The sequence below is a fragment of the Tritonibacter sp. AK171 genome (assembly GCF_030127025.1).
Lineage (GTDB): Bacteria > Pseudomonadota > Alphaproteobacteria > Rhodobacterales > Rhodobacteraceae > Epibacterium > Epibacterium mobile.
On the sequence record NZ_CP126134.1, the window covers coordinates 220,698 to 229,603 of the forward strand.

The window sequence follows — 8,906 nt, forward strand, 5'->3', positions numbered from 1 at the left end:
GAGGAAGAGACCATGGCTAAAAAAGCAATGATCGAACGCGAGAAAAAGCGCGAGCGCCTGGTGGCCAAATACGCTGCCAAACGTGCCGAGCTTAAAGAGATCGCGAATGACGAATCCCGCCCGATGGAAGAGCGTTTCAAAGCGCGTCTGAAACTGGCGAAACTGCCGCGCAACAGCTCGGCAACCCGTCTGCATAACCGCTGCCAGCTGACCGGCCGTCCCCACGCTTACTACCGTAAGCTGAAGGTAAGCCGGATCGCTCTGCGGGAACTGGGCTCCAATGGCCAGATCCCCGGCATGGTGAAATCGAGCTGGTAAGGGAGAGACAATATGAACGATCCTATCGGCGATATGCTCACCCGTATCCGTAACTCTCAACTGCGTGGCAAATCCACTGTCATGACTCCGGCGTCCAAATTGCGCGCTTGGGTTCTGGATGTGCTGCAGTCCGAGGGCTACATCCGCGGCTATGAGAGCGCGACTGATGAACGCGGCCACCCGGCGCTGGAAATCAGCCTGAAGTACTACGAAGGCGAACCTGTTATTCGCGAACTGAAGCGGGTCTCCAAACCCGGTCGTCGCGTTTACATGGGCGTCAATGACATCCCGTCGGTCCGTCAGGGCCTGGGTGTGTCGATTGTCTCCACCCCCAAAGGTGTGATGTCGGATGCAAACGCACGCGCGGCCAACGTTGGTGGCGAAGTGCTTTGCACCGTCTTCTAAGGAGGCCTGTGCACAATGTCTCGTATTGGTAAAAAACCGGTCGACCTGCCCAGCGGTGTTTCCGCGAGCCTGTCCGGCCAGACCATCGAAGTGAAGGGCCCGAAAGGCGCCCAGACCTTCACCGCAACTGACGACGTCACCCTCACCGTTGAGGACAACGTGGTGAAAGTTGAGCCGCGCGGTAAATCCAAGCGCGCGCGTCAGCAGTGGGGCATGTCCCGCACCATGGTTGCCAACATGGTTCAGGGCGTCACCCAAGGTTTCAAGAAAGAGCTTGAAATTCAGGGTGTTGGTTACCGGGCTCAGATGCAGGGCAACACCCTGAAGCTGAACCTTGGCTACAGCCACGACGTCGATTTCACTGCTCCGGAAGGTGTCACCATCACCGCACCGAAGCAGACCGAAATCGTTGTGGAAGGTGCAGACGCGCAAGCGGTAGGCGAAGTGGCGGCGAAAATCCGCGACTGGCGTCGTCCCGAGCCCTACAAAGGCAAAGGCATCCGCTACAAAGGCGAGTTCATCTTCCGCAAGGAAGGCAAGAAGAAGTAAGGACAAGCAAAATGGCAAACAGCAAACGTACCCTGTTTCTGAAGCGTCGTCTGCGCGTCCGGAACAAGCTTCGCAAGGTGAACGCAGGTCGTCTGCGTCTCTCCGTGCACCGCTCGAACAAGAACATCTCTGTTCAGCTGATCGACGACGTCAAAGGTGTGACTCTCGCCGCAGCCTCGACCCTGGAAAAGGATCTTGGTTTTGTAGGCAAGAACAACATCGAAGCGGCAACCAAAGTGGGTTCCGTGATCGCAGAGCGCGCGAAAGCGGCTGGCGTGACCGAAGCATACTTCGATCGTGGCGGTTTCCTCTATCATGGCAAAGTGAAGGCTCTGGCCGACGCTGCGCGTGAAGGTGGTCTGAAGATCTAAGGATCAACCGGGCGTCCCGCTGGCCGGGGCGCCCGAGCGATTTTGGAAAGAGTGGACCGCCTTGGTGGTCCCGATGATCCGGGAGCGTGCCTTGCGGCAAGCTCACCAGGATTGGAACATTTGACGGGGCGGTCTGACTTCCTCGTCACATCATGAAGGAATGCCAAATGGCAGAACGTGAAAACCGCCGCGGCAACCGCCGCGACCGTGAAGAGACACCGGAATTCGCAGATCGTCTGGTCGCGATCAACCGCGTGTCCAAAACCGTTAAGGGTGGTAAGCGCTTCGGCTTCGCCGCGCTCGTCGTCGTAGGTGACCAAAAAGGTCGCGTCGGCTTCGGCAAAGGTAAAGCCAAAGAGGTGCCCGAGGCGATCCGCAAGGCAACCGAGCAAGCCAAGCGCCAGATGATCCGCGTGCCGCTGAAAGAGGGTCGTACCCTGCACCACGACATGTACGGTCGCCACGGCGCCGGCAAAGTGGTCATGCGCACCGCTCCGGAAGGTACTGGTATCATCGCCGGTGGTCCGATGCGTGCCGTGTTTGAAATGCTGGGCATCAAGGACGTGGTTTCCAAGTCCGTTGGCTCTCAGAACCCTTACAACATGATCCGCGCCACGATCGACGGCCTGAAAAAAGAGCAGAGCCCGCGCTCTGTTGCTCAGCGTCGCGGCAAAAAGGTTGCTGACATCCTGCCCAAGCGGGACGAAGCACCTGCGGAAGCAGAAGCGTAAGGAGACTGATCCATGGCTAAAACCATCGTCGTGAAACAGATCGGTTCCCCGATCCGTCGCCCCGCCGAACAGCGCGCAACCCTGATCGGCCTGGGCCTGAACAAGATGCACAAAACCCGCGAACTGGAAGATACCCCTTCCGTGCGCGGCATGATCAACAAGATCCCGCATCTGGTGGAAATCGTCGAAGAGCGCGGCTAAGCCTCTTTGTCGACATGCACTAAAGACGCCCTCGGAGAGATCCGGGGGCGTTTTTTTGTTGATAAGGTCAATGCGCCGGTGGGCGCGCGCCATCCTACGTGTGCTGCGGTGGTTTGGTGCCCGCAACGCTGGTGGCGCAGCCAAAGAAGTGTTTCTTCATCTCGACCGAAAGACCATTTGCTCGCAATGCATCCGCAAAATATGTGCAGTCGCCAAAATTCTGTGTGTAGGCGCCGATCATGCTGAAATCATTTGCGCCGCGCAGGAAGTGCCGCTCAATCAAAGGGAGCATCCTGTCGAGATAGAACCGATAGAAGGGCCGCAGTATCCATCCTTTGGGGTCGGAGGCCTCAATCAGGGAAAAGCTGCCGCCGGGTTTCAGGATGCGTGCGATCTGTCTTGCCAACTCGCTTTGTTGATCGGTGTTGAAGGTCTTCAGCCCAAAGGTCGAGACAAGTAAATCCGCATGGTTTGCGGGCAGATCGCTTTGCAGCGCATTGGCTTCGATATGTGTGATCTTATCGGAATAGCTGTGATGCAGCCGCTCAACGGCCTCAAGATGCATGCGATGCGAAATATCCAACGCGGTGATGGTCGCAACCTCGGGTATCCTGCGCAGCACATAGGGCCAGACCTCGCCGGTTCCAGCCATCAAGTCGACCACAACAGGGCGCGATCCAACGCGACGCGGCAGGCGCGCGACGCATTGATGTCGCCAGATCGCGACAAATCCAAACGAACTCACGGCGCTCCAGCTGCGGTAGCTTGAGGAGCATCGATCAAAAAGGTCAGCGACAAATTCGGGGTCGTAAATGTCTTTGGCGGGTTCGGTCATGGCACCTTCGCAATGGGTTGGTGTGCAAGGGAAAGAGAGAAAACCGTGTCTTTCGTTCACTCTCACGAAAGGGGAGGGGAATGTCAGGTGGGAAAATGCGGGTTAATAGATCGTCTATGCACCTGCAGCATAGCGGGTGTTCCGAACTGTCAGTTGTTAGCGCCAACACCCTGCCTTATCTTCGCAAGTGTCAAAGGAATTGAACAGAGACAACAAGAGCCGCGGAAACCCGTCCCGGCTAGAGATAAGGACCAAAACACATGGCACATGTACTGAACACAAACATCGCGTCTTCTTCCCTTTTTGCCCGCCTGCGTGGCGTAGCAGAGAATGCCCGCACCTCCTGGGCGCTCTACAAGGAATATAAGCGCACCTATGACGAGCTGGACGCGCTCACCGACCGTGATCTGGCCGACATCGGCATCCGTCGCTGCGATATCGCTGATCTGGCGCGCACCCACGTTTACGGTGCGTGAACGCTCGATCTCTGAGATAAGGCGGCCGCCATCCGATCCTCCTCCCTTAGGATGAGTAGCCCCATAAAAGCGCCTCCACATCGTGGGGGCGTTTTTGTTGCGCAAGGGGCGCGCGGTCCGGTAGGGGGATCTTTGTGTAGATAGGGCATTGTGTTCGGCGAGTTGCGCAACTCGCAGGCCGGTCGTGGCAGGCTGGCCAATCTGGAGCAGGACCCCCGGAGTGACGTCTGGGGGTGCAAGGTCAGATATCTGTTCTTCTTGGAGGGTGACGCCTCCGATCCACTTCCAAACTGGCGGCGCCGCCCTTTATCACTTTCAGCGCCCTCATCACAAAGACAGCGGAAGAGACGCAGTAAAATACACCCCAATGACGCATGGCAGCGCCTGTGGGATTTACAACCGTGGCTGCGATGCGGCACGGTCCACTCAGTCTATCTGAGAGGAATATGCCATGTTTCGCGCCCGACGCAGCCTGATTGCCCTGTTTTGTCTGACTTTGGCCGCAGGCTGTATGAGCGATGACATCAGCGGCTCTAATCAGATCGGGGATTCACCGGAGGGGCGCGCGGCGTTGATGAGCGCGATTGAACCTGGACGCACCACTATTTCAGAGGTGATTGCTCTCTACGGGAAGCCGGTGGCCAAAAACCCGCAGGGTGGGCGGAACATGCAGGCGAATTTCTCCAGCTATTCTGGCACGTCGGGGTATAGCGCGGTGCGGTATAATGCCGATACTGGCGTGATCTACCGTGTGGAAAACTATCGTTTCGATGCGGCGGCGCAGCGATATGTGCTGGAGGCGCGCAAGGACAGCTCCGGCGCGGGGCGCTCCACCGCGCCCAATACGCCTCCTGTGGCGCAGGCCAAGGCGCAAGTGATCGTCAGGAATGCCACGCCTTTTGCGCTGACATCGGTCAGCATCAGCCCCTGTGGCAAGCGCACCCCAGATGCCATGGCTCCCAAAGAGACCATCGAGCCGGGTCAGACGCGCGCGTTTGCGGTGCAGGCCGGGTGCTATGATTATCACGCCTGGGGCTATGAGTTGGGGCGCCTTCTGGGCGAGGTCTCGGTGACGGGCGGGACAGTCAATGTGGGGTCCGGTGCCAAAGAGACGGTCACCATCACCAGCGCGTTGAAGAAATAGCCCCGCGATATCGCGCGCTGCCTTGGGTCATCAGGCGGGCATCGGGTGAGGCCGCTCTTGATCCCGCACCGCATCCCGTCTATACGCCCCCGGTGGCCTTTTGTGCTGCAAGAATCAAAACCAAGAAATGCCGTGTCTGACCCTGATCGCTTCATGGGGTCACTTCCGGCTGTAGGAGAAGCGATATGAAACTCAATGAACTGCGCGACAACCCAGGTGCAGCCTCGAAACGGACCCGCGTTGGCCGTGGTCCGGGTTCCGGCAAAGGTAAAATGGGTGGCCGCGGTATCAAAGGTCAGAAGTCCCGTTCCGGTGTAGCAATCAACGGCTACGAGGGTGGCCAAATGCCGCTCTACCAGCGTCTGCCTAAGCGTGGCTTCAACAAGCCCAACGCCAAGAAATACGCTGTTGTGAACCTCGGCCTGATCCAGAAATTCATCGACGCAGGCAAGCTCGACGCGGCGTCTGTGACCGAAGACAGCCTGGTTGCATCCGGTCTGGTTCGTCGCAAGCTCGACGGCATCCGCGTGCTGGCCAAAGGTGAATTCACCGCAAAAGCGACCATCGCTGTGACCGGTGCCTCCAAAGCTGCCGTTGAGGCAGTCTCCAAGGCAGGCGGCGCCCTGACCGTGGCATCTGAGGCCGCAGCTGAGTAACGGCTTGTGAGCGGCGCGTAAGCCGCTTACATAAGTCATCAGTTTTCCCATACGCCGTCCGAGCCGGAAAACGGTTCCGGGCGGCGTTTTCGCAAGAAGAGACTCCTTTTATGGTATCAGCAGCAGAACAAATGGCGGCGAACACCAGCTGGGCAGCGCTCGGCAAGGCCACGGATCTGCGCAACCGCATCCTGTTTACGATCGGACTTTTGATTGTCTATCGTTTGGGCACTTGGATTCCCGTTCCGGGAATCGACGCCGATGCATTGCGCCAGTTCATGGACACCGCCGGACAGGGCATTGGCGGTATGGTGTCGATGTTTACCGGTGGTGCATTGGGCCGCATGGGTATTTTTGCCCTGGGCATTATGCCCTACATCTCGGCCTCCATTATCGTGCAGTTGCTGACCTCCATGGTGCCCGCGCTCGAACAGCTCAAGAAAGAGGGCGAGCAGGGTCGCAAGAAGATCAACCAATACACCCGCTACGGCACTGTGGTGCTGGCAACCGCGCAGGCTTATGGCCTTGCGGCTTCGCTGGAAGCGGGGGATATGGCTTTTGATCCGGGTCTTTATTTCCGCCTGTCGTGCATGATCACGCTGGTGGGCGGGACCATGTTCCTGATGTGGCTGGGTGAACAGATCACCAACCGCGGCATCGGTAACGGTATCTCGCTGATTATCTTCGTCGGCATCATTGCGGAAATCCCGGCCGCGATTGCACAGTTCTTTGCCTCTGGCCGGTCTGGTGCGATCTCTCCGGCGGTGATCATCGCGGTCATCGTGATGGTGGTTGCGGTGATCATGTTCGTGGTCTTCATGGAGCGTGCGCTGCGCAAGATCCACATTCAGTACCCGCGTCGCCAAGTTGGCATGAAGGTCTATGATGGTGGCTCCTCGCATCTGCCCGTGAAGGTCAACCCGGCAGGCGTGATCCCGGCGATCTTTGCCTCCTCGCTGCTGTTGCTGCCGACCACGATCTCCACCTTTAGCCAGGGGGCCGCAACAAGCCCGGTGATGAGCTGGCTCTTGGCGAACTTTGGCCCCGGCAAGCCGCTCTATCTGCTGTTCTTTACAGGGATGATCGTGTTCTTTGCGTATTTCTACACCTTCAACGTCTCGTTCAAGCCGGATGAAGTTGCGCAAAACCTGAAGAACCAGAACGGCTTTGTGCCCGGCATCCGTCCCGGCAAGAAGACTGCGGAATACATCGAATATGTGGTGAACCGCATCCTTGTGCTCGGGTCAGGCTATCTCGCACTGGTGTGTTTGCTGCCGGAGATTTTGCGCAACAATTTCGCCATTCCGGTTTACTTTGGCGGTACCTCGGTTCTGATTGTGGTCTCTGTGACCATGGATACGATCCAACAGGTACAGAGCCATCTTCTCGCGCACCAATACGAAGGCCTCATTGAGAAGAGCCAACTGCGCGGTCGTAACAAGAAACGCACCAAACGGGGACCGTCTCGCCGATGACCAATATCATTCTCTTGGGCCCGCCGGGCGCAGGCAAAGGAACACAGGCCAGCCATTTGGTTGAAAGCCGCAACATGACTCAGCTCTCCACCGGTGACATGCTGCGCGCTGCGCAGTCCTCCGGCTCCGAGATGGGCAAGAAAGTTGCCGCGATCATGGCCGAGGGCAAACTTGTCACCGACCAGATCGTGATCGGTCTGATCCGTGAACGCCTGCAGGAGGGTTCAGAGGGTGGTTTCATCTTCGACGGCTTCCCGCGCACTCTGGCGCAGGCGGATGCGCTTGAGAAACTGCTGGCGGAAATGGATCTGAAGCTCGATGCAGTGATCGAGATGCAGGTCGATGACGAGGTGCTGGTAAAGCGCATCGTCAACCGCGCCGAAGAGGCGCGCGCTGCGGGCAAAGAAGCGCGTGCGGACGACAACGAGGAATCCGTACGTATTCGCCTGATGGAATACTACAAAAAGACCTCGCCGTTGATTGGCTACTACTGGGCCAAGGGCAACCTGCAGCGCCTCGACGGTATGGCCTCCATTGATGAGGTGCAGAAATCCATCGCGTGGATCTTGGGCGAGTAAGCCTGATTCTCATTGCAGAACTTCTCGACAGGCTGCCCATGGGCGGCCTGTTTTTCTTTTGGGGGCAGGGAGCGCAAGGCAGGGGCGATATGCTCTCAAATTGGGCATTGCTGACTCTGCCGAGATGGCCGATACTGACGTGACGCAACAGGAGTTACAGCCCACGCCGTTTCCTTCCGGTTTGAGGGTTGACCCATCCGCCAAATCCACATACGAACCCACATCCCTGCTGGGAATCATTCCAGGCGGGCAATTTGCGTTGCCCACCTGATTACCTCGAGACATGCGAGACCCTTTGGCACACGCCAATTGGTCGAGTGTTGTGAAAAAAGGTTCTGGAGCTACGGAACCGCAACCAAAAAGGAAAGTGACACGTGGCACGTATTGCCGGCGTTAACATCCCGACTGCCAAACGGGTCCCGATCGCCCTGACCTATATCACGGGTATCGGTCCTGCATCCGCCAAAGCCATCTGCGAGGCCGTGAACATCGACGTAACCCGTCGTGTGAACGAACTCTCCGACGCAGAAGTTCTGGCGATTCGCGAACACATCGACGCAACCTTCACCGTTGAAGGTGACCTGCGTCGTGAAGTGCAGATGAACATCAAGCGCCTGATGGATCTCGGCTGCTACCGTGGCCTGCGCCACCGTCGCAACCTGCCGGTTCGTGGTCAGCGTACCCACACCAACGCTCGTACTCGCAAAGGCCCCGCAAAGGCCATTGCTGGTAAGAAGAAGTAAGGGAGGGTCCTGACAGATGGCACGTGATAAAACCCGCACGAAGCGTAAAGAGCGTAAGAACATCGCAACGGGCGTTGCCCATGTGAACTCTTCGTTCAACAACACCAAGATCCTGATCTCTGACGTTCAGGGCAACGCGATCTCCTGGTCCTCCGCTGGCACCATGGGCTTCAAGGGCTCCCGTAAGTCCACGCCCTATGCTGCGCAGATGGCTGCAGAAGACGCGGGCCGCAAGGCTCAGGATCACGGCGTAAAGACCCTTGAGGTCGAGGTTCAAGGCCCCGGTTCGGGTCGTGAATCCGCCCTGCGCGCGCTGGCCGCAATCGGCTTCAACATCACCAACATTCGTGATGTGACCCCGATCGCCCACAACGGCTGCCGCCCGCCGAAGCGCCGCCGCGTCTAAGCGACAGCAAAGAATACT

General features: G+C 58.0%; 14 protein-coding genes. 13 read left to right on the plus strand and 1 reads right to left on the minus strand.

Features of this window, described 5'->3' with window-relative positions; translation table 11 throughout:
• The first annotated feature begins 12 nt into the window (after positions 1-12).
• From rpsN to rpmD, 6 genes are all read left to right on the plus strand, one after another.
• The gene (rpsN, locus tag QNI81_RS01055) at positions 13-318 is read left to right on the plus strand and encodes a 30S ribosomal protein S14 (RefSeq protein WP_005621844.1); all 306 of its coding nucleotides are present in this window, start codon (positions 13-15) and stop codon (positions 316-318) included.
• A gap of 12 nt (positions 319-330) precedes the next feature.
• A complete protein-coding gene (rpsH, locus tag QNI81_RS01060) occupies positions 331-723 on the plus strand; it encodes a 30S ribosomal protein S8 (protein WP_005621841.1) in 393 nt (130 codons plus the stop codon).
• A gap of 15 nt (positions 724-738) precedes the next feature.
• Positions 739-1,272 carry a 50S ribosomal protein L6 gene (rplF, locus tag QNI81_RS01065; RefSeq protein ID WP_005621838.1) on the plus strand — a complete coding sequence of 178 codons (534 nt, stop codon included), beginning with the start codon at positions 739-741 and terminating at the stop codon, positions 1,270-1,272.
• Between the two features lie 11 nt (positions 1,273-1,283).
• Positions 1,284-1,643 (plus strand): 50S ribosomal protein L18, encoded by a 360-nt coding sequence (rplR, locus tag QNI81_RS01070; protein WP_005621834.1) that lies wholly within the window; start codon positions 1,284-1,286, stop codon positions 1,641-1,643.
• A 167-nt stretch (positions 1,644-1,810) separates the two neighbouring features.
• Positions 1,811-2,374 (plus strand): 30S ribosomal protein S5, encoded by a 564-nt coding sequence (gene rpsE / locus QNI81_RS01075; protein WP_009176874.1) that lies wholly within the window; start codon positions 1,811-1,813, stop codon positions 2,372-2,374.
• A 12-nt stretch (positions 2,375-2,386) separates the two neighbouring features.
• Positions 2,387-2,575, plus strand: coding sequence for a 50S ribosomal protein L30 (gene rpmD / locus QNI81_RS01080; protein ID WP_005621828.1), 189 nt, complete (start codon positions 2,387-2,389; stop codon positions 2,573-2,575).
• Between the two features lie 94 nt (positions 2,576-2,669).
• Here rpmD and QNI81_RS01085 read toward each other — a convergent pair whose 3' ends face one another.
• Positions 2,670-3,410, minus strand: coding sequence for a class I SAM-dependent methyltransferase (locus QNI81_RS01085; RefSeq protein WP_283967076.1), 741 nt, complete (start codon positions 3,408-3,410; stop codon positions 2,670-2,672).
• Between the two features lie 260 nt (positions 3,411-3,670).
• On the opposite strand from QNI81_RS01085, the gene QNI81_RS01090 reads away from it, so the two are divergent.
• The 7 genes from QNI81_RS01090 (at position 3,671) to rpsK (ending at position 8,888) form a co-directional block, all read left to right on the plus strand.
• Positions 3,671-3,886, plus strand: a complete 216-nt coding sequence (locus tag QNI81_RS01090; RefSeq protein WP_005621822.1) for a DUF1127 domain-containing protein — start codon at positions 3,671-3,673, stop codon at positions 3,884-3,886.
• Positions 3,887-4,337: 451 nt separating this feature from the next.
• The gene (locus QNI81_RS01095) at positions 4,338-5,030 is read left to right on the plus strand and encodes a hypothetical protein (protein ID WP_283967077.1); all 693 of its coding nucleotides are present in this window, start codon (positions 4,338-4,340) and stop codon (positions 5,028-5,030) included.
• A gap of 185 nt (positions 5,031-5,215) precedes the next feature.
• Positions 5,216-5,686, plus strand: a complete 471-nt coding sequence (gene rplO / locus QNI81_RS01100) for a 50S ribosomal protein L15 (RefSeq protein ID WP_283967078.1) — start codon at positions 5,216-5,218, stop codon at positions 5,684-5,686.
• Between the two features lie 110 nt (positions 5,687-5,796).
• On the plus strand, positions 5,797-7,161 hold the full coding sequence (secY, locus tag QNI81_RS01105) for a preprotein translocase subunit SecY (protein WP_065328343.1): 1,365 nt from the start codon (positions 5,797-5,799) through the stop codon (positions 7,159-7,161).
• Positions 7,158-7,739 (plus strand): adenylate kinase, encoded by a 582-nt coding sequence (locus QNI81_RS01110; protein ID WP_005621812.1) that lies wholly within the window; start codon positions 7,158-7,160, stop codon positions 7,737-7,739. The genes secY and QNI81_RS01110 overlap by 4 nt, the downstream gene beginning before the upstream one ends.
• A 374-nt stretch (positions 7,740-8,113) precedes the next feature.
• A complete protein-coding gene (rpsM, locus tag QNI81_RS01115; protein ID WP_005621809.1) occupies positions 8,114-8,482 on the plus strand; it encodes a 30S ribosomal protein S13 in 369 nt (122 codons plus the stop codon).
• Positions 8,483-8,498: 16 nt separating this feature from the next.
• Positions 8,499-8,888: a 30S ribosomal protein S11 gene (gene rpsK / locus QNI81_RS01120; RefSeq protein ID WP_005621807.1), complete on the plus strand. Its 390-nt coding sequence runs from the start codon at positions 8,499-8,501 to the stop codon at positions 8,886-8,888.
• The last annotated feature ends 18 nt before the right edge of the window (positions 8,889-8,906 follow it).